The sequence below is a fragment of the Amycolatopsis sp. NPDC059021 genome, assembly GCF_042739895.1.
Taxonomy (GTDB): domain Bacteria; phylum Actinomycetota; class Actinomycetes; order Mycobacteriales; family Pseudonocardiaceae; genus Amycolatopsis.
Window position 1 is genome coordinate 288 of sequence record NZ_JBHYIQ010000104.1, and the last position, 20,378, is coordinate 20,665.

At 70.4% G+C, this 20,378-nt stretch carries 15 protein-coding genes; 5 read left to right on the forward strand and 10 right to left on the reverse strand.

Annotated elements, in window-relative coordinates; translation table 11 throughout:
• Positions 1 to 106 precede the first annotated feature (106 nt).
• Positions 107 to 1,465, reverse strand: a complete 1,359-nt coding sequence (locus tag ACFWX1_RS39575; RefSeq protein WP_378394989.1) for an MFS transporter — start codon at positions 1,463 to 1,465, stop codon at positions 107 to 109.
• A gap of 213 nt (positions 1,466 to 1,678) precedes the next feature.
• A complete protein-coding gene (locus ACFWX1_RS39580; RefSeq protein ID WP_378394990.1) occupies positions 1,679 to 2,953 on the reverse strand; it encodes a hydroxyacid-oxoacid transhydrogenase in 1,275 nt (424 codons plus the stop codon).
• A gap of 118 nt (positions 2,954 to 3,071) precedes the next feature.
• Between ACFWX1_RS39580 and ACFWX1_RS39585 the strand changes: the two genes are divergently transcribed.
• Positions 3,072 to 5,945 (forward strand): FAD-binding and (Fe-S)-binding domain-containing protein, encoded by a 2,874-nt coding sequence (locus ACFWX1_RS39585; protein ID WP_378394991.1) that lies wholly within the window; start codon positions 3,072 to 3,074, stop codon positions 5,943 to 5,945.
• Here the strand turns inward: ACFWX1_RS39585 and ACFWX1_RS39590 are convergent.
• The 4 genes from ACFWX1_RS39590 to xsc all read right to left on the reverse strand — a co-directional run bounded on the left by ACFWX1_RS39590 (position 5,932) and on the right by xsc (position 10,390).
• Positions 5,932 to 6,723: an IclR family transcriptional regulator gene (locus tag ACFWX1_RS39590; RefSeq protein ID WP_378394992.1), complete on the reverse strand. Its 792-nt coding sequence runs from the start codon at positions 6,721 to 6,723 to the stop codon at positions 5,932 to 5,934. The two genes, ACFWX1_RS39585 and ACFWX1_RS39590, sit on opposite strands and share 14 nt — an antisense overlap.
• A 52-nt stretch (positions 6,724 to 6,775) precedes the next feature.
• Complete coding sequence (locus ACFWX1_RS39595) at positions 6,776 to 7,501, reverse strand: TSUP family transporter (protein ID WP_378340322.1); 726 nt, start codon at positions 7,499 to 7,501, stop codon at positions 6,776 to 6,778.
• Positions 7,502 to 8,506 (reverse strand): phosphotransacetylase, encoded by a 1,005-nt coding sequence (locus tag ACFWX1_RS39600; protein ID WP_378394993.1) that lies wholly within the window; start codon positions 8,504 to 8,506, stop codon positions 7,502 to 7,504.
• Between the two features lie 129 nt (positions 8,507 to 8,635).
• Positions 8,636 to 10,390 carry a sulfoacetaldehyde acetyltransferase gene (gene xsc / locus ACFWX1_RS39605; RefSeq protein WP_378395021.1) on the reverse strand — a complete coding sequence of 585 codons (1,755 nt, stop codon included), beginning with the start codon at positions 10,388 to 10,390 and terminating at the stop codon, positions 8,636 to 8,638.
• A 183-nt stretch (positions 10,391 to 10,573) separates the two neighbouring features.
• Between xsc and ACFWX1_RS39610 the strand changes: the two genes are divergently transcribed.
• The 4 genes from ACFWX1_RS39610 to ACFWX1_RS39625 are packed head-to-tail and all read left to right on the forward strand — an operon-like array spanning position 10,574 to position 14,885.
• Positions 10,574 to 11,395: an IclR family transcriptional regulator gene (locus tag ACFWX1_RS39610; protein ID WP_378394994.1), complete on the forward strand. Its 822-nt coding sequence runs from the start codon at positions 10,574 to 10,576 to the stop codon at positions 11,393 to 11,395.
• Positions 11,392 to 12,345, forward strand: coding sequence for an AAA family ATPase (locus ACFWX1_RS39615; protein ID WP_378394995.1), 954 nt, complete (start codon positions 11,392 to 11,394; stop codon positions 12,343 to 12,345). The genes ACFWX1_RS39610 and ACFWX1_RS39615 overlap by 4 nt, the downstream gene beginning before the upstream one ends.
• A 3-nt stretch (positions 12,346 to 12,348) precedes the next feature.
• On the forward strand, positions 12,349 to 14,046 hold the full coding sequence (locus ACFWX1_RS39620; protein ID WP_378394997.1) for a cobalt chelatase: 1,698 nt from the start codon (positions 12,349 to 12,351) through the stop codon (positions 14,044 to 14,046).
• Positions 14,043 to 14,885, forward strand: a complete 843-nt coding sequence (locus ACFWX1_RS39625) for a phosphoribosylaminoimidazolesuccinocarboxamide synthase (RefSeq protein ID WP_378394998.1) — start codon at positions 14,043 to 14,045, stop codon at positions 14,883 to 14,885. The genes ACFWX1_RS39620 and ACFWX1_RS39625 overlap by 4 nt, the downstream gene beginning before the upstream one ends.
• Positions 14,886 to 14,955: 70 nt before the next feature.
• Here ACFWX1_RS39625 and ACFWX1_RS39630 read toward each other — a convergent pair whose 3' ends face one another.
• From ACFWX1_RS39630 to ACFWX1_RS39645, 4 genes are all read right to left on the reverse strand, one after another.
• Positions 14,956 to 15,432 carry a (2Fe-2S)-binding protein gene (locus ACFWX1_RS39630; protein WP_378394999.1) on the reverse strand — a complete coding sequence of 159 codons (477 nt, stop codon included), beginning with the start codon at positions 15,430 to 15,432 and terminating at the stop codon, positions 14,956 to 14,958.
• A 15-nt stretch (positions 15,433 to 15,447) separates the two neighbouring features.
• Positions 15,448 to 17,718 carry a molybdopterin cofactor-binding domain-containing protein gene (locus ACFWX1_RS39635; protein WP_378395000.1) on the reverse strand — a complete coding sequence of 757 codons (2,271 nt, stop codon included), beginning with the start codon at positions 17,716 to 17,718 and terminating at the stop codon, positions 15,448 to 15,450.
• A 3-nt stretch (positions 17,719 to 17,721) separates the two neighbouring features.
• Complete coding sequence (locus ACFWX1_RS39640; RefSeq protein WP_378395001.1) at positions 17,722 to 18,921, reverse strand: oxygenase MpaB family protein; 1,200 nt, start codon at positions 18,919 to 18,921, stop codon at positions 17,722 to 17,724.
• 108 nt (positions 18,922 to 19,029) lie between these two features.
• Positions 19,030 to 20,250 (reverse strand): oxygenase MpaB family protein, encoded by a 1,221-nt coding sequence (locus ACFWX1_RS39645; protein WP_378395002.1) that lies wholly within the window; start codon positions 20,248 to 20,250, stop codon positions 19,030 to 19,032.
• Between the last annotated feature and the right edge of the window lie 128 nt (positions 20,251 to 20,378).

Genomic DNA, 20,378 nt, shown 5'->3' on the forward strand with positions numbered 1-20,378 from the left:
CGCTTGGTGCGGGTGGGGGGGGGTCCCCCCCGTGGTTGTTGTTTTGTTCGCGCCCCACATCGGGGGGGGGGGGTGTGGCCCACAACCCACCACCCAGGAGTCCGGGTCAGGGGTTTCCGGGACTGACGACGGCAGCGGGCACGGGGGCGCGGACGTCGTCGGCGAACATGTCGCGGTCGCGGATGGCCAGCGTGCACACCACACTGATCGCGGTGGTCACCGCGAGGTAGACGAGCACCCCGTTCGTGCCGGTGCGGCCCGCCAGGTAGGCCAGGATCAGCGGGGTGAGCCCGGAGGCCACCACGCCGGAGAGCTGGTAGACGACCGAGATCCCGGTGCAGCGGCGGGACACCGGGAACAACTCGGCGTAGAAGGCCGCTTGCGGCCCGTACATCAGCGGGTAGCTGATGCCCAGGACGGCGACGAGCGACACGGTGATCAGGACCGTGTTGCCCGCGTGCAGCGCGGCCAGCGCGGGTATCGCCAGTACCAGGGTCGTCACGGCGCCGACGGCGAAGGCACGGCGCCGGCCGACGCGGTCGGACACCCGGCCGAAGATCGGGATGAACACGACCATCACGGCGGCGGCGATCATCACCGCCTGCAGCAGCGGCTGCCGGTTCAGGTGCAGGGTCCCGCTGCCGTACGAGATCACGAACACGGCCCACGCGTTGAAGGCCACGCCCTCGGTCAGCCTGCTGCCCATGCCGAGCAGCAGATGCCGCCGGGAGACCCGGTCGCGGACCAGTTCGAGCGCCGGGACGGTCGATTCGCCTTCCTGCTCGGCCATTTTGCGGAAGGCCGGCGTCTCCACGATCTTCACGCGGATGAGGAGCCCGACGACCACGAGCACCGCCGACAGCAGGAACCCGATGCGCCAGCCCCAGGCGAGGAACGCGGCCTCCGTCGTGACGGCGTTGAGCGCCGCCAGCACACCGGTGCCGAGGGTGAGCCCGAGCGCGAGCCCGATCTGCGGGAAACTCCCGTAGAGGCCCCGTTTCCCGGCGGGCGCGTACTCCGTCGCCATGAGCACGGCGCCGCCCCATTCGCCGCCGACGGCGACGCCCTGCGCCAGCCGGAGCACGATGAGCAGGATCGGTGCGGCCGGGCCGATCATCGCGTAGTCGGGCAGCAGGCCGATCAGGCAGGTCGCGACGCCCATGATGAGCATCGTCGCGACCAGGGTCTTCTTGCGGCCGACCCGGTCGCCGAGGTGTCCGAAAAGGAATCCGCCGACCGGCCGGGCGAGGAAGCCCAGCGCGAAGGTCGCGAACGACAGGACGGTGGCGACGAGCGGGTCGCTGCCGGGGAAGTAGAGCTTGTTGAACACGATGCCCGCGGCCGTGCCGTAGAGGAAGAAGTCGTACCACTCGACGGTCGTGCCGAAGACACTGGACGCCACGACGAGGCGGACGTCGGAACTGCCCCTGGTTTCCTCGCCAGGCCGGGAAGGAGTTGTCTCCATTGATAACTCCGTTTCCTTCCAGATTCTGTTTCCTAAGCGGCGAAGCCGCTTGCTGTGGGCCAGCAGCTCGCACCGCTGCGGGTTCTCAGACGCCCTCTCGCGAGGACAGCGTCGACGTGGTGAATTGGCATTCATGAGGAGGCGATCCCGGAGCGAGAGGGCGTCTGAGGTTCCGCTACCCGCACCGCTACGCAAGCCGCTCTGCAGCACTCTCTAGAGGGAGCGGCGGAAAATGTCTTCGAGTGCACCGCGGGTGACGGGCCGGGGGACGACGGCGAGCTGGCGGGTCTGCTTGAGGGTGCCGTCCACGAGCGTGTCGATGTCGGCTTCGCCGTAGCCGAAGGCGTGCAGCCCCTTCGGCATCCCGATGTCGGCCATCAGCTCGCCGAGCACGTGCGGCAGGGCCTCGGCCCCGTCGGTCGCGGTGAAGGTCTGCCCGCCCGAAAGCAGGTGCGCCGCGCGCAGGTGACGTCCGGGGGCCGACGGGTAGGTCCAGCGGAACACGGCGGCCGCGGTGGCCGACACCGCCTGGCCGTGCGGCACCATCGGCATCTCGGGGTAGCCCTCGGCCCGGTAGTTCTTGACGGCACCGGCGATCGGATACGCGTTGGCGTGCGGCAAATGCGTACCGGCGTTGCCGAATCCGGTACCGGCGTAGGTGGACGCCAAGGCCATCTGCGTCCGCGCGGTCAGGTCCCGTCCATTGAGGACAGCGCCACGAAGATGCTTGCCCACCAGGGAAAGCGCCATCTCGCACCAGACGTCGCTGATCGGGTTCGACCCGCAGAACGCGGGGCGGCGCATCGGGTCCTCCGGCGCGGGTTTCGCGTCGAAGGCCACGCTGGTGTAGCTCTCCAACGCGTGTGAAAGCACGTCCATCCCGCTCGCCGCGGTCACCTCGGACGGCAGGGAGACGGTGGTCCGGGGGTCGACGACGGCCAGCGACGGGCGCAGCGACGGATGGCTCACCCCGGCCTTGAGGTGCAGGCCGAGCAGGTCGACCACGCAGATGGTGGTGGACTCCGAGCCGGTGCCGGCGGTCGTCGGCACCGCGATCAGCGGTTTGAGCGGCAGCCACGGCGCCTTGCCCGCGCCGATCGGCGGAGTGACGAAGTCCAGCAGCTCGCCGGGGTGGGTGGTGAGCAGGTTGACGGCCTTGGCGGTGTCGATCGCCGAACCGCCGCCGATGGCGACGAAGCAGTCCCAATCCTGTTGCCGGGCAAAGGAAACCGCCTCGTCGATGCTCGCGTCGGTTGGCTCGACGCCTACGCCGTCGAAGATCTCGCTCTTCACGCCCGCGGCGCGGATCGAGTCGAGCGCGCGGTCCGGGATCCCGGTCCCCCGGACCCCGGGGTCGGTGAGGATCAGGCACGACTTCGCCTGCCGGGCCGCGACCTCGGCGCCGAGCTCGTCGAGGGCACCGGCTCCGAACTTCAGCGGCGGTGCGGCCCAGGTGAACACACTCTCGTTGCGGTGCAGTTCGGGCACGGGTGACCACTCCTCACGTCGACATTGACAAAATGTGGAAGACATATCCACTATGTGGCGAGCACACCATAGCTCCGTGTCCAGTCGTTGTGAACCCCCGAGTTCCCTGGAGAGGCCCATGCCGTCACCCGCACTTTCGCGAGCCACGCTGGAGGAAGCGCTGCGAGCCGCGGTGTCCTGCGAGGTGGCGGGCGACCCGTCGACACTCGCGACGCACTCCACCGACGCGTCCAACTACCGGCACGTCCCGCTGCTGGTGGTGCGTCCCCGGTCGGCCGACGAAGTGGCGACCGTGCTGCGGGTCTGCGCCGAGCACGACGCGCCGGTCCTGCCGCGAGGCGCGGCGACGAGCATCGGCGGCCAGGCCACCAATGAGGCGGTGATCCTCGACTTCACCCGCCATCTCAACCATGTTCTGGAGATCGACGCCGAGGCCCGCACCGCGCGCGTCGAGCCCGGCCTGGTGCTCGACCGGCTGCGCGAACAAGCCGCCGCGTACGGGCTGACCTTCGGACCCGATCCCTCGACGCACAGCCGCTGCACGATCGGCGGAATGATCGGCAACAACGCGTGCGGCTCGCATTCGGTGGCGTGGGGCAAGACCGTCGACAACGTCCGGTCGCTGGAGATCGCGCTGCGGGACGGGACCCGGCTGGAGGTCGGCCGGACGTCGCCGGAGGAGCTGGAATCGTTATGCGCACGTGAGGATTCCGTGGGGCAGCTCTACCGTTCGCTACGCGCGGTACGCGACAAGTACCTCTCCGACATCCGGCTCGGGTTCCCGAAGCTGCCGCGGCGCGTGTCCGGTTACAACCTCGAATACTTGTTGCCGGAGAACGGTTTCGACGTCGCCAAGGCGCTCGTCGGTACCGAGGGGACCTGCGCGACGATCCTGAGCGCGACAGTCGAACTGGCGGAGGCGCCGTCGTCACGGGCGCTCGTGGTGCTCGGGTTCGCCAGCAGTGTCGAGGCCGCCGACGCCGTCCCCGCGCTGCTCGATCTGCCCGTGCTGACCATGGAGGGCATCGAAACCGGGCTCGTCCAGGCACTGGACGCGCGGAAACCCGGCGACCGCAGCGAACTCCCGCCCGGGAACGCGTGGCTGTACCTCGAAACCGGCGGCGCGTCGGCGGCCGGGGCCCGGGAAGACGCCCGGCGAGTGGCTGAGCGCGCAAGCCAGGCCGGAGCCAGTCTCCTGGTGGTGGAAGACCCGGTGGCGCAACGGAAACTCTGGCGGATCCGCGAGGAGGGCGCGGGACTGGCCACCCGCCTCGCGGACGGCTCCGAGGCGTGGTCCGGCTGGGAGGACGCCGCGGTGCCGCCGGAAAATCTCGGGCAGTACCTGCGCGAGTTCGAGCTGCTGATGGAAAAGCACGGCCGGAAAGGCTTGGTATACGGCCATTTCGGCGACGGCTGCCTGCACGTGCGCATCGACTTCCCGCTCGCCGCGCCGGAAGCGAAACAGGCCTACCGCGCCTTCCTCACCGACGCGGCCGAACTGGTCGTCGCCCACGGCGGTTCACTGTCCGGCGAGCACGGCGACGGGCAGGCCCGCGCCGAACTGCTCCCCCTCATGTTCCCGCCGCGGCTGATGGCCGCCTTCGCGGAGTTCAAGGCCGCCTTCGATCCCGGCAACGGGATGAACCCGCACCGGGTCGTCGACCCCGCGCCGCTCGACGCCGATCTGCGCACGGTCATCGCGCCACCGGTCCTGCCCACCCGTGCCCGGCTCGCGCTGCACGCGGACGGCGGGGACCTGGGCGCGGCGTCACGCCGCTGTGTGGGCGTCGGCAAATGCGTGTCCGCCTCGGGCGGCGTGATGTGCCCGAGCTACCGCGCGACCGGCGAGGAGGAACACTCCACCCGCGGCCGCGCCCGGCTGCTGTTCGAGATGCTCGCCGGCGACGTCATCACCGACGGCTGGCAGTCTGCCGAGGTCCGCGACGCACTCGACCTGTGCCTGGGCTGCAAGGCCTGCAAATCCGACTGCCCGGTGGGCGTCGACATGGCGTCCTACCGCTCGGAATTCCTGAGCAGGCACTACGAAGGCCGCAAACGCCCGATGGCGCACTACACGATGGGCGCGCTGCCGCGCTGGCTGCGGCTGGGCGCGCCGATGGCCAAGGTGGTCAACGCCGTCGCGGCGAGCCCGCTACGGCGGGTACTCAACCGGCTCGGCGGGATCGCCGTCGAACGCGAACTGCCCGCGCTGGCCACCCCGACGTTCCGTAACTGGTTCGCCCGCCGCGAAAATCCACAGTGGACGGAGGAGCGGAGGCCGGTCGTGTTGTGGCCGGACACCTTCACCAACTTCTTCGACCCGGCGGTCGGCCGCGACGCCGTCGCCGTGCTGGAAGCCCTCGGTCACGAGGTGCACCTCCCCGCCCGGACCGTCTGTTGTGGACTGACCTGGCATAGCACCGGCCAGCTCGACACGGCGCGCGGCGTGCTGCGTCGTTCCCTCGACGTCCTCCAGCCGTGGCTGGAACGTGGAGTGCCGGTGATCGGGCTCGAACCGAGCTGCACGGCCATGCTGCGCAAGGACGCCGCCGAATTGCTGCCCGGCGACCCGAGGGTGGAACTGCTCGGCAAAGCGGTCCGTACCTTCGCCGAGCATGTGGGCGAAGCAGAACTCCCGGCGATCAAGGCGGTCGAGGACCGGGTCCTCACCCAGGTGCACTGCCACCAGCACGCGGATCTGGGCTACGACGCCGACGCCCGGCTGCTCGGCCGCGTGACCGGCGACGTGCGGGTGCTGCGCGAAGGCTGCTGCGGCCTCGCGGGCGACTTCGGGTTCGAGCGCGGGCACTACGACGTCTCGGTCCAGGTCGCCGAACACCAGTTGCTGCCCGCTTTGCGCGAGGCCGCTCCGGGGACGGTGGTCCACGCCGACGGCTTCAGCTGCCGGACGCAGATCCGCCAGCTCTCCGAGCACGAGCCGACGCACCTCGCCTCGCTGACCGCGCGAGCGCTCGGCGTCAGCGCTGAGTGAACCTGTCCGGCGGCAGGAACTGCGCGACCTCCCGCGCGGCCTCGATGGCCCGCGCGCCCAGTTCGGGGATGCGTTCGTCGGGCAGCCGGACTGTGGGTACCTGGATGACCACCGCGGCCTTCGCCAGGCCCTGGTCGTCCAGGACCCCGGCGCCCACGCAGCGCACCCCGGCGACGTTCTCCTCGTCGTCGATGCTGTAGCCGCGGTCGCGGGTCTCGGTCAGCTCCAGCGCCAGCTCCTCGCGCGTCGTGAGCGTATGCGTGGTCAGCGCGGGCAACTGCTCCGGCAGGCTCGCCAGGTACGCTTCGACGTCCAGCGAGTGCGCGAGGATCGCCTTGCCGGACGCGGTGGTGTACAAGGGAAACCGGGCCCCGGGATGCTGTTCGAACCGCAGCGGCAGGGTGGACTGGACGCGCAGCAGCACCACGGACTCGCGGCCGTCGCGGATCGCGATGTTGACCGATTCCCCGGTCTCCTCGTTGACCTGCCGGATCACCGGCAGCGCCCGCTCCAGGCCGTGGACGCGCTGCGCGGCCTGGCCGAGCAGGATCGCCCCGGCGCCCAGGTGGTAGCAGTCGGTGTGCGGGTTGTGGGCCACCAGGCCGTCGACGCTCAGCGCGCCGACGACGCGGTGCGTGGTGCCCGGCGTGAGGTCGAGACGCCGGGCGATGGCGGACAGGGAAAGCTCCCCGCCCTCCTCCATGAGCAGCCGCAGCACCCCGAGCGCGCGTCGGATGGCCTGGGTGCCGGCTGGTGGCTGGGCTCCTGAGTGGTTCACGGGCTTCCGTCGTCCTGGCGATCCGCTGACCCGGCAAGGCTAACGCAGCCGGTCAGGAAACCGCCGTCACCACCCCGGAGACGACGACCAGCCCCGCGACGACGTACTTGAACGCCTTCCGCGGCACCCGCGCCGACACCGCCGTGCCGAGCTGGTTGCCCACGATCGCCGCCCCGAGCAGGACCGGGAGCACGGGAAGCAGCCCGTGCCGCGGGATCCCGCCGGTCACGGCCAGCGCGCCGAGGGAGATCAGGTTCGTCGAGATGAAGTAGCAGGCCAGGTTCGCGATGAACGCCCGCACCGGCAGGTTCGCCGCGCTGAGCAGCGCCGCGACCGGCGGGCCGTTCAGCGACACCGAGGTGGCGAGGTAGCCGCTGGCCAGCCCGGTGGCCACGTGCCCGGCGCGGCCCGGCCCTGCGTTGCCCTCGCCGGTGGACGGCAGCAGCAGGAGAAGGCCCAGCAGCGCCACGACGACACCGGCGAAGATCCGCAGCACATGGACCGGGACCGCGCCGACGGTCACCGCGCCCAGCACGGCGCCCGGAGCACTGCCCGCCACGAGCAGGGCGATGCGTTTCGGTTCGATCGCCCGCCACGACCGGCACACGACGAGGATCCGCGACACCAGCGTCGCCGCGAGGTTGACCGTCACCACGAAGGGCACGTCGTAGCCGAGCAGCAGCAACCCCGGCGTGGACAGTAGCGAGGTCGCGAAGCCCGTCGCACCGCCGATGAGCGAGGACGCGGCCACCGCCAGCGCGGCGAGGACGAGGTCCATCTAGGCGCCGTCACTCACCGCGGTCCTGCTCCGTACCGCCTGGACCGCGGTGAGCAGGGCGGTCGCCCGGACGTCGCCGACGCCGCAGCCGCGGGACAGATCGTTGACCGGTACGGCGAGTCCTTGCAGGATCGGGCCGAACGCGCGGGCACGGCCGAGGCGCTCGGCGATCTTGTACCCGATGTTGCCCGCGTCGAGATTCGGGAAGACGAGGACGGTGGCCCTCCCCGCGACCTGGGATCCGGGCGCCTTGCGCAGCCCGACGCTCGACTCGACGGCGGTGTCGAACTGCAGCTCGCCGTCCACCTGATAGCCGGAGTCACGCGCCCGCAGCAGGTCGGTGGCGCGGCGGACGCGCTCGACGCGTTCGTGCGTGGCGCTGCCGAGCGTGGAGAACGAGAGCATCGCGATCACCGGCTCCTCCCCCGTCAGCGCCTGGTGGGTGTGGGCGGAAGCCAGCGCGATCTCGACGAGTTCCTCGGCCGAGGGGTCGGGAACCACGGCGCAATCGGCGAAGGTCAGGCATCGCTCGTCCGGCAGGACGAGCAGGAAGCAGCTGCTCAACGTCGTGCTGTCCGGGACGAGCCCGACGTAGCGCAGGCACGCCCGCAGCACGTCGGCGGTCGGCCGGTTCGCGCCCGCGACACACGCGTCGAAGGCTCCGGTGGCGACGCCCGCGACGGCCGTGCTGACGGGATCGGCCAGCGCGTCCGGGATCCGGTCGGGCTTCTTCACGAGCCGGGTCGTGATCAGTCCGTGGATCGCCGCGTCGGCGGCGAGTCCTGCGGCGTCCACAATGGACTCATCGGGCAGCCGGACACTCGCGTCGCGGCAGGCCCGGCGGATCGAGGCCGGATCGCCGACGAGCCGGGGCGCGACGCCGTCTTCGTCGTGCAGCAACGCCGCCGCCTGGACGACACGCGGGTCGTCGCCGTCGGCCAGCGCGACCACGGGCCGGATGCCGGCCAGCACCTCACGCCATCGATCATGCAGGGGGAACGTCACGGGCTATCGCTTTCGTGAGTGGGCGGCAGGGCGGCGCGCCGGTCCGTGGGGGCCTCCTTGAGAGACCCAGAGTCCCTCAAGGAGGCCCCCACGGACCTTCGCCGCCGGAATCTGCCGGGGTGAGGCGGATCAGACGTAGTCGCGGTACTTGTCGAGCAGGCGCACCGGCTTGCGCAGCGCGTCGCGGCGGAACGGGTCGCCCAGCTCGCGCGAGCACATGACCTCGATGACCGTGGTGCGGCCCTCGTTCATCTGCGCGTCGACGGCCTTGCGCAGCGCCGGACCGACCTCGTCGAGCGAGTCGACCACGATGCCCTCGGCGCCCATCGCCTGCGCGATCCCGGCGAAGCTCTCGCTCTCCAGCTCGCCGGCGACGAAGCGGCGGTTGTAGAAGTCGACCTGGTTCTTCTTCTCCGCGCCCCACTGCCGGTTGTGGAACACCACGGCGGTGACCGGGATGTCGTGCCGCACCGCGGTCATGATCTCGACCATGCTCATCCCCCACGCCCCGTCACCGGCGTAGGCGATCGCGGGTCGGCCGGGGCAAGCGGCCTTGGCACCGATGATCGTCGGCAGCGCGTACCCGCAGTTGCCGAAACTCATCGGCGCGAAGAAGCTACGCGGCTCTTCGAACCGGAGGTAGCTGTGGGCGACGGAGTTGATGTTGCCGATGTCGGTGGACACCATCACGTGCTCGGGCATCGCCTTTTCGAGCTCGCGGAGGACCTGGCGGGGGTGCAGCCAGTTGTGCTCGTCCTTCTCCTGCTCGGCGATCATGTCGAGGCTGTACGGGTCGGTCTCGTGGATCCAGGCGCTGAGCTCCTGCTCCCACGTTTCCTTCTCGTCGCGGATCTCGTCGGCACGCTGACCGCGGGTCGCGTCGCAGGCGAGCGTCCGCTTGCGCAGCCGCTCGGTGAGCGCCGCCGCCGCTTCCCTGGCGTCACCGCAGATGCCGACGTCGATCTTCTTGACCAGGCCCAGCATCTTGTTGTCCGCGTCGACCTGGATGATCTTCGCGTTCTTGGGCCAGTAGTCCATGCCGTGCTGCGGCAGCGTGCCGAACGGGCCGAGCCGGGTGCCGAGCGCGAGGACGACGTCCGCCTTGGAGATGAGCCGCATGGCGGCCTTCGATCCCTGGTAGCCGAGCGGGCCGCACCACTGCGGGTGGCTCGCCGGGAACGAGTCGTTGTGCTGGTAGCTGTTCACCACCGGCGCGCCGAGCCGCTCGGCGAGTTCGCGGCATTCCTCGACACCGCCGGAGAAGACGACGCCGCCGCCCGCGACGATCACGGGGAACTCCGCCCCGGCGAGCAGATCGGCCGCCTCGTCGAGGCTGCGGGTGCCGCCGGGACCGCGGTCGAGCCGCTGCGGCACCGGGATCTCGGCCTCGATCTCGCCGTAGAAGTGGTCGCGCGGGATGTTGAGCTGGGTCGGGCCCATCTCCGACATCGCGCGGTCGAACGCCCGGCCGGTGAACTCCGCCATCCGGTTCGGGTTGTTCACGTGCGCCTGGTACTTCGTGAACTCCTGGAACATGGGCAGCTGGTTGGCCTCCTGGAAGCCACCGAGGCCGATCCCCATCGTCCCGGTCTCCGGCGTGATCATGACCACCGGGCTGTGTGCCCAGAACGCGGCCGCGATCGCCGTGACGCAGTTGCTGATGCCGGGGCCGTTCTGGCCGATGACCACGCCGTGGCGGCCGCTGGCGCGGGCGTAGCCGTCGGCCATGTGCGCCGCGCCCTGCTCGTGTACGACCGGGATCAGCTTGATGCCCGCCGGCGCGAAGATGTCCATGGCGTCCATGAAGGCCGAGCCCATGATGCCGAAGATCTCGGTCACGCCGTTGGCCGCCAACGTCTCGACGAAGGCCTCCGAGGGGGTCATCTTCTGCGGCCCCGTTGCTCGCTCGCTCACTGCCTGCTCCCTGCGCGTCGCAAAATATGGAACGAAAGATTCCGGAAACTTGGATTTGCTCGGACTGTAGGCGGCGCGCCCCAGCCAAGTCAACGGGTTGTCTTCAAGTCCGAGACGAGGTGTACTGTTTTCCGAGACACGAGAGGGGACGGTGTGGAACTGATCCAGGAGCCGGACGGACCGCTGTCCGGCGACACCCCGGCGCTGCGGCTGTTCGCGCTGCTCGAACTGATCGCGGCCAGTGACCACCAGGTCTCGCTGCCGGCGCTCGTCGCGGAGACCGGCCTGCCCAAGCCGACCCTGCATCGCATGCTCCAGCAGCTGGAGTCGGCGGGCCTGCTGCTGAGAGAAGCCGACGGCCGCAGCTACACCACCGGCGCGCGGCTGCACCGGCTCGCGGAGAACCTGCTGCTCAACGACTCCCGCAACGGCGGGCGGCACGTGATCCTGCAGCACCTGGTCGAGGAATTGGGCGAGAGCTGCAACATCACCGCGCTGTCCCGCGGCGAGGTGGTCTACCTCGACCGCGTGGAGACGCCGGAGCCGCTGCGGTTCTACCTGCGTCCCGGCTCGCGGGTCCCGGTCCACTGCTCGGCGAGCGGCAAGCTGTTCCTCGCGCAGATGCCCAAACCACAGCGCCGCAAGCTCATCGGGCACGCTCCGCTCAAGCGCTACACCGGCAAGACGATCACCGAGCTCGACGCTTTGGACGCCGAGCTCGACCGGATCTCCGAACAGGGTTACGCCGTCGACGACGAGGAGTTCCTCCCCGGGCTTGTCTGCGTCGCGGTGACCGTGCCCCGCGAGGACGGCGGGCAGCCGGTCCTCGGGGTCGCGGTCCAGGCCCCGGTCATGCGCCTGTCGCTCGACGACGTCACCACGACGCTGCCCGCGCTGCGCGCCGCCGCCGAAGCCATGAGCCGCCACGAGATCACCGCGACCACCGACGCCGCATCGGGAGAGGAGCAGCCGTGACGAACCGGATGCCGGACACGACAGTGGACGCGCGGGACCTGTTCGGCCTCGACGTCGACCTGAAGGTCCCCGCGTTCGCCGAACCCGACGAGCACGTCCCCGCGCGCGACGACGCCTACCGCTTCGATCCCGAAGTGACTCTCGCGCTACTGCTTGGCTTCGCGCACAACCGGCGGGTGCTGGTGCACGGCCGGCACGGTTCGGGCAAGTCCACGCACGTCGAGCAGATCGCCGCGCGGCTCAACTGGGGCTGTCTGCGCGTGAACCTCGACGGCCACGTCGGACGGCTCGAACTCGTCGGCCGCGACGCGGTGACCCTGCGGGAAGGCAAGCAGGTCACCGAATTCCGCGAAGGAATCCTGCCGTGGGCGGTCCGGCGCCCGGTCGCGCTGGTGCTGGACGAGTACGACGCCGGGCGCCCCGACGTCATGTTCGTCATCCAGCGGCTGCTCGAAAAGGAAGGCCGCTTCACCCTCCTCGAACGCAACGAGGTCCTCCATTCGCATCCCGGTTTCCGGCTCTTCGCCACCGCGAACACCAGCGGGCTCGGCGACCACGACGGGCTCTACCACGGCGTGCAGCGGATCAACCACGCCCAGCTGGACCGCTGGAACGTCGTCGCCAAGCTCGACTACCTGCCCGCCGAGACCGAGGTCGGCATCGTCCGCGGCCAGGTGTCCACTGTGGACGCACGGACCGCAGAGGCCATGGTCGCGCTCGCCCGGCTCACCCGCCAGGGCCACGAATCCGGGGACCTCGCCACGCTGATGTCCACCCGGACCGTCGTGACCTGGGCGGAGAACACCGGATACCTCGGCGATCCCGCGCTCGCGCTGCGCATCACCTTCACCAACAAGTGCGCGGAGTTCGAGCGGGAGATCGTCGACGAGTACTTCCAGCGGTGTTTCGGCCGCGATCCGGAACCGCGCGAACTGCGCGCGAGCGCCTGAGCGATGATCCACGACGCGCTCGCCGACCGCGCCGCCGCCCGCGCGGCGCACCGGCTCGACCTCCTGCGCGGCACCACCGTCCGGGCGATCGGGCGGGACCGCGAGATACGGTTCCGGGCCGTTGAGCCGTACCGGGGCGCGAGCAGGCTGACGATGCTGGCGCCGCACCTGCGCGCCGGCGCGGCCGACGACCCGCGGTGCCTGCGCGGCGCCGCCGACGGGCTCGCCCTGCGGATGCGGTACACCGATCCCGCGCTGCACCGGGAACACCGCCCCGACGGCGACATCGGCGGCCTGGTGTTCGACCAACTCGAACAGTTCCGCGTCGAATCCGTGGTGCCACCCTGGTTTCCCGGTGCGGCGGCGAACATCCGGCACCGGGTCGAGCACTGGCTCGTCACCGCCGACGCCGACGGGCTCACTCAGACGAATTCGGGTCTGCTGCTGCACACCGTGGCCGCCATGGCCTGGTCGCATCTCACCGGGTTCCCGGTACCCGCCCTCGTGGAGGAGGTCATCGAGCCGATGCGGGCCGCCCTCGCGCCCGAGTTCGGTCCCCGGATCGCCCGGCTCGGCAAGCTGCGCGGCGAGCAAGAACGCTTCGCGCCCTTGGCGACGGAGTTCGCCGTCGGCGTCGCGGACCTGCTGGGCGCCCCCACCGGACGACCACGTCGCGCGCTGTCCGCCGGGCAACGCGCGCTCGCCGATCTCCTCCGTGGCTCCGGCCCCGATGACGCCGGTGTCCCGGTCGTGGGCGACCCGCGTCAGCTGTCCGAAGTGGACGGATACCGGATCTTCACCACCGCCCACGACCGGCAGCGCGACACGACCGGCCTCGTCCGTCCCGCGCAGCAGAAGGAGTTCCGGGCGCGGCTCGACGACCTCGTCCGCCGCGCCCGGCTGAACCGCGCCAAGATGCTGCGCGACCTCGCCGCCGCGCTCGCGATCCCGGCCGCCGACGGCTGGGAGCACGGACTCGACAGCGGCCACATCGACGGCCGCCGCCTCGCCACCCTGATCACCTCCCCCGGCGAGACGCGCGTGTTCCGTGCCGAGGCCGTCACCAGGAAGGCCGACGTCTCCGTCACCTTCCTGCTCGACTGCTCGGGTTCGATGAAACAGCACGTCCCGCTGACCTCGGTGCTCGTCGACACCCTGACCCGGGTGCTGGACGAACTCGGTGTCACCACCGAAGTTCTCGGCTTTTCGACCGACGGCTGGAACGGCGGCCGCGCGCGGCGGGACTGGGCAAGGGCCGGGCGCCCCGCCGCACCCGGGCGGCTCAACGATCGCCTGCACCTCGTCTTCAAGAACGCCGACGACTCGTGGCGGCGCTCGCGCCGCGGCATCGCCGGGCTGTTCAAGGCGGACCTGTTCCGGGAGGGCCTCGGCGGCGAGGCGGTGCGCTGGGCCGCCGAGCGCTCCCGTGCCCTCGGCGCGCGGCGTGGCATCGTGCTGGTGTTCTCCGACGGAAGCCCCGCCGACAGCGCCACCGCCGCACAGAACCCCGACGGCTTCCTGGAGACCGACCTGCTCAGCGCCGTCCACGAGGCCGAAGCCCACGGTTCCGAGGTCCACGCGCTGAGCCTGGGCGTCGACCTCGGTCACTTCTTCCCGCGGTCCCTCGTGCTCCCGGCCCAGGACCGGGCCGATCAGTCCATGGTGGACGAAATCATCGCGGCGCTGCGGGCCCGCCGGTGAAACTCGTGCACAGCGGCAAGGTCCGCGACGTCTACACCGACCGCGGCGACACCGTCCTCGTGGCCACCGACCGGCTCTCGATGTTCGACGTCGTCCTCCCGACTCCCGTGCCGGACAAGGGAAAGATCCTCACCGCGCTGTCGCTGTGGTGGTTCGAACGGCTTGCCGGCGTTGTCCCGCACCACGTCCTCTCGGCCGTCGATGTGCCGCCGGAGTTCGCCGGGCGCGCCGTCCGTTGCCGCGCTCTCACCATGCTCCCGGTGGAATGTGTGGCCCGTGGCTACCTCACCGGCGGCGGCCTGGCCGAGTACCGCGCCACCGGCACCGTTTCCGGCATCCCGCTCCCCGGTGGCCTGGAAGACGGTTCCCGCCTGCCCGAGCCGATCTTCACCCCGTCCTGGAAGGCCCCGGCCGGTCAGCACGACCGCCCGATCACCTTCGCCGAGGTCGTCGGCCTCGTCGGGGCCGAAACCGCCACCCGGCTGCGCGAGCTGACCCTCGGCGTCTACCGCGCCGCCGCGGAAATCACCGAGCGGCAAGGAATTCTCCTCGCCGACACGAAACTGGAGTTCGGCCACGACTCCTCCGGCGACCTGTACCTCGGCGACGAACTCCTCACCCCGGACTCGTCCCGGTTCTGGTCCGCCGGTTCCTGGCGACCCGGCCGCGCGCAGCACGGCCTGGACAAGCAGTTCGTCCGCGACTGGGCCGTCTCGACCGGCTGGGACAAACGCCCGCCCGGCCCCTCGGTGCCGCCGTCGGTCATCGCCGCCGTGCGTTCCCGCTACGCCGAGATCCACCGCCGCCTCACCGGGCTGAAGGGGACTTCAGTCTCGTAAGACGCGCTGAAGGGGACTTTCGTCGCATGCGATGCGAGGAAAGTCCCCTTCAGCACGCTTTGAAGCCGCCTCACATGTTCTTGGCTCCGGTCCTGATCGCGGCGCGGATGCGCGGGTAGGTACCACAGCGGCAGACGTTGCGGAGGCCGTCGAGGTCGGCGTCGGTGATCTCCCTGCCTTCGGCGGCGACCCGCCGGACCAGCGCCACGGCGGCCATGATCTGACCGGGCTGGCAGTAACCGCACTGGGCGACGTCGTGCTCCAGCCACGCCTCCTGCATGGGGTGCAGTTCCCTGCCGACGGTGGCCGGCAGACCTTCGATGGTCGTCACCTCGTCGGACGGCCGAAGATCCTTGACGGGGATGGCGCACGGGTTCACCGCCTTGCCGTTGAGATGGCTCGTGCAGGCCTTGCAGACGTTGATGCCGCAGCCGTATTTCGGCCCCGTGACGCCGAGGATGTCGCGCAGCACCCACAGCAGGCGCACGTCGTCGGCCACGTTCACCGTGACCTGTCTGCCATTGACGCGGAAAGTGTGCTCGGGCACCGGAACTCCCCCTCTTCAGCGGGCGTACTTCAGACCGTCCACAGGGGACGGCGGGATCGGCGGGACGGTCGGTTTGGGCTCGAAGGAGAGGGTCCCGTGGTTGATCGGGAACCGGGTCGGCATCGTCCCGGTCGCACGGCCGTACGCGCAGGCGACCGCGGCCATCGACGCCGCGACGCCCAGTTCCCCCGCCCCGCCCGGTTCGTCCGCGGTGCTCGGCATGACGATGATCCGGAGGTCGGGCGGGGTGTTCCATTGGCGCGTGTAGAAGTAGTTGTCCCAGCTCGCTTCCAGGAAATACCCGTCGCGCAGGTGCAGGCTGGACGTCAGTGCCAGCGCGATGCCGTCCATCACGCAGCCCATCATCTGGGCCTCCAGCCCGCGCGGATTGACGACGAGGCCGACGTCCACGGCGAACACCGCCTTCGTGACGCGGGGCCCGGTGACGCCGTCGCGGATGGGCCTGCCCACGGTTTCGGGGCGGCAGTCGATCTCCACCAGCGCGGCGCTCACGGCCTTGTACTCCCCGTGGAAGGCGATTCCCTGCGCCGTGCCCTCGGGCATCCGCCGTCCCCACTCGCCGTCCTCGGCCACCTTGCGCAGCACCGCGCGGGAACGCTCGTCGCGGAGGAAATCGAGCCGGAAACGGTACGGATCCTTCCCCATCTTCCCGGCCAGCTGGTCCACGACGAGTTCCCGGGCACAGGCGACGTCGGGCGAATAGACGTTGCGCATGCTGCCGGTGTTGAAGCTCTTGCCGGTCTCGCTCAGCAGCTGCGTGCTGAAGCCGAAGTCGTACGGCATCGACTGGCTGAGCTGGAAGAACGTTTCGGAGAACCCGATGTCGCCCACCGGGAGCCGCGCGGCCATGGCGGTGATGATCTCGCCGAGCCCGTGGCCGAGATCGGTGGACACGCTGGTGTGCCGCTGCTGGTAGCCGAGCACGGTGCCACCGAGATACGTCGCGCGTACGCGCGAGGTGGCCATCGGGTGCGTCCGGCCCTGGCGGGAGTCGTCGGCGCGGTGCCACATGAGCTTGACCGGTTTGCCGATCTTCTGGGAAAACTCGGCCGCCTCCGCCGCCGCGTCGTGGAACAGCTTGCGCCCGAACGAACCGCCACCTTCGGTGACGTGCACGGTGACCGCGCCGGGCGGCAGCCCGAGCTTCGCGGCGATGGCCTGCTTGGCGACGATCGGGGCCTTCAACGCCGACCAGATCTCGGCCCGGCCGGGCCGCACGTCGGCGACGGCGCAGTTGGGTTCGAGCGCGCTGTTGCCCCGGAAGGAGAAGGTGAATCTGCCTTCGACAGCGGGAACCAGCGGCGGCGGCCCGATCGGCAGCTCCGCGGCGGCCAGTTCCTTCAGCACGCTCTCGTCGGATTTCCCTTCCGCGGTCCCCGGTTTCCACGACACTCGCAGCGCGCGCACGGCGTCGATGCACTGGCCGAAGGTCTCGGCGCGCACCGCGACCCCCGTGGAGATGACGCAGACGTCGGTGACTCCCGGCATACCGCGCACCTCGGCGAGGTTGGCCACCACGCCGACGCGTCCGTTGATCGTCGGCGGGCGGCACACCATCGCCGGTTTCGCGCCGGGGACGTCGAGATCCATCGCGAACACCTTGCGCCCGGTCACCGCGGCCAGCGCGTCGATCCGGTTGTGCGGCCTGCCGATCACGGTGAAGTTCTCGCGTGCGGTCAGTTCCACGGGCACCTGGCGGGTCCGCGTGCTCGCCGCTTTTTCCGCGAGCGCACCGATTTCGACGCGACGGCCGGAACGATCGGAGACGACCCCGCCCTTCAGCGTCAGTGCGTCCACCGGCGTGCCGAGTTCGGCCGCGGCGGCGTCCAGCAACCGGCGCCGGGCGATCGCGGCGGCGACCCGGATCGGGGTGTAGGTCGCGACGGTCGTGTTCGACGCGCCGGTGAGCTGGTTGAACAGCAGCTCAGGCCGCGCGTCGGCCAGCGCGACCCGCACCCGGTCCAGTGGCACGGCCAGTTCCTCGGCGACGAGCATGGCCGAGGAGGTGGTGATGCCCTGGCCGACCTCGGCGCGGGGCAACGCGAACGACACCGTGCCGTCCGGTCGGACCTCGACGGAGATCAGGCCCGAAGTCGGCAGCGCCGCCGCGGTCAGCATGTCGTTGAGGTCGACCAGTTTCGTGAGATCCGGCGAAGGCAGCCCGGCACCGGCCGCGGGCCTCGGCCCGAACTCGGCGGCGGTCACCAGGATCGGCGCCGCGAGGACGTAACCGAGGAACCTTCGCCGCCCGATCGACTCCCCCATCGCTCAGCCCGGCCGGTTGGTTTCGGGGATTTCGATCCTCGTCCCCTTGCCCTTGGTGAGGTAGAAGAGGATGTACTGGCGCGCGGCCTCGTCGAGGACCCACGCGGCCTCGGGCACCAACGGCAGCGGGAGGAGTCCTTCGCGGAAGGCCACCAGCGCGGGCCACGCGGCGGCGATCGCCGGTCCCCAGATCGGCTCCCGGGGGATGGCGTCCCAGCCGGCCACCTGGTCGCCGACGAGGTACCGGGCGAGCGCGTTGCACAGCGGCCTGCTGATGCTGCCGGGGCTGGTCTGCTCGGCGAGCTGGCCGAGCAGGATGTCGGTCAGCTCGACACCCTCGCGGGTCGGCCCCATGGCGGGCGGCAGGACCTGTGCCGACTGGGCGTTCGCCGCGTCCCAGGTGGCGGGGATGTACTCGTCCCTGATGCCGAGCATGTGCGCGGTCACCTGCCACACGTGCAGATACGCCCCGGATTCGGCGGCGCTGATCGGGACCTTCCATTCGCGCATCCGGCGCATCGCGAACGTCGGCAGGGTGTGCCAGGTGACGAGCATGTCGTTCTGGCTGATCGGGATGTCGCCGGTCCAGTGGGGAGACTGCTTCAGCAGATGCCGGACCGCCGCGTGCACCAGCCGCGTCTTCACGGCGTTGACCACGCACGAGCCGTCGGGCCGGTACGCGTTCAGCGCGCCGACGGCGAACCCGAGGATGCTGGTCTTGGCAACACGATCCTCCATGTCCGCGCCGCCCTTGGAGTAGTAGACCGCGCGGGCCTCCTTGGGGATGGCGGTGCTCAGCATTCCGCCGCCGACGCCGTTGAGCAGGTTGAGGTACAGCCCCCGGGATTTATTGAATTCGGCGGCGGTTTCGAGCTTTCCGTTGTCCGCCCACGAAGGCAGCTGACGCGCTTTGTCCATAAAGGACCGTAGATCCGCCGGAAGCCCGGCGGGCAGCGGCTGGTCGTTGCGTGTCCAGCCCGCCAGCAGGCGGTTGACCTCGGGGACCGCGCCGCGATCGAGCAGCGACGCGACCAGCGGGTCGGCCTCCTCGTCCCACACCCACCGCGGATCCGCCCCGGCGCCCGAACCCGCGACGGACCCGCTCGCCGCCCAGGCCCAGGCCGGGGAGGCGATCCCCAGCGCACCGAGCGCGCCCAGCGCGCCACCCGAGAGCAACATCTTGCGCCTGCTCAGTTCCGCCATACCGTGAACTCCTCCTCGAGTCCGGTGCTGAAGGGGACTTTCCTCGCGTGTCGTGCGCTGAAGGGGACTTTCCTCGCATGCGACGAGACGAAAGTCCCCTTCAGCCCATCAGGACGGGCGGTTGGTTTCGGGGATTTCGATGCTGATCGGGCGCGCCTCGGACAGGTAGAGCAGCGCCGCCTTGCGCAGGAACTCGTCTAAGAGCCAATAGGCCTGCGGCGCGCCCGGGAAGGGAAGCAGCCCTTCGCGCACGGCGATGAACGGGCCCCAGCTCGCCTTCAGCAGCGGGTCCCAGACCGGTTCCCGCGCGATCGCCAGCCAGTCGGCGATCCGGTCGCCGAGCAGGAAGCGGGTGAACGCGCCGAGGATGTGCTTGCTGAGCACACCGCCGTCGACCGGCGAGCCGAGGTTGAGCAGGATGTCGGCCAGCTCGACGCCTTCGCGGGTCGGCGCCAGCACGGGGTCCAGTACCTGCTTGGCCTGCGCGTCGGCCGCACTCCACGACGCGGGGATGTACTCGTCCATGATGCCGAGCATGTGCGCGCCGATCTGCCACGAGTGCAGGAAAGCCTCGGACTCGGCGGCCGGGATCGGCACCTGCCACGCGGTGAGCTTCTGCATCACGGTCGTGGGCAGGCTGTGCCAGGTGACCATCATGTCCGCCTGGCTGATCGGGATCTTCTCGCCGGAGACGTCCGGCCAGTGCGGCGACTTCGGCAGCAGGTGCCGCACCGCCGCGTGCACCAGCCGGGTCTTGACACACGTCACGATCATTTCGCCGTCGGGCTGATAAGCGTTCCGCGAGCCGATGTCGTAGCCCAGTTTGGCGGTCTTGGAGATGCGGTCCTTCATGTCCGCGCCGCCCTTGGAGTAGTAGACCGCGCGTGCCTCGTGGGGAATGACCGTGCTCATCATGCCGCTGGCCAGCCCGTACAACACGCCGAGGTAGAGCCCGCGCTTTTCGTTGAACTCCACCGCGGTGGCGAGCTTTCCCCGGTCGGCCCACGGCGGCAGCCGGCGGGCGCGCTCCATGAAGTCCCGCAGATCCCCGGGCAGCCCGTCCGGCAACGGCTGGTCGTTCCTGGTCCAGGTCCGCAACAGCGCGTTGACCCTGGGCACGTCACCGCGGTCGAGCAGCGAGGCGACCAGCGGATCGGCTTCCGGGTCCCAGACCCAGCGCGGGTCGGCACCCGCGCCGGCGCCCGCGACCGAGCCCCGGGGCGACCACGTCCACGTCGACGCCCACGCGGGTGTCGCGGCGGTCAGCGCACCGAGTGCGCCCAACGCCCCGCCCGCCTTCAACACGTTGCGCCTGCTGAGACTGTCCATGCCTTCGCTCCTCCTCCTCGAGGTCGCGAGCGCCTGATACGATGAAACACGATGCGCATCCGCGTATCACCATGAGAGCACAGCGTGTCGGCCATCACAAGACCCGTCGTGAGGACGGAGTCCGGCGG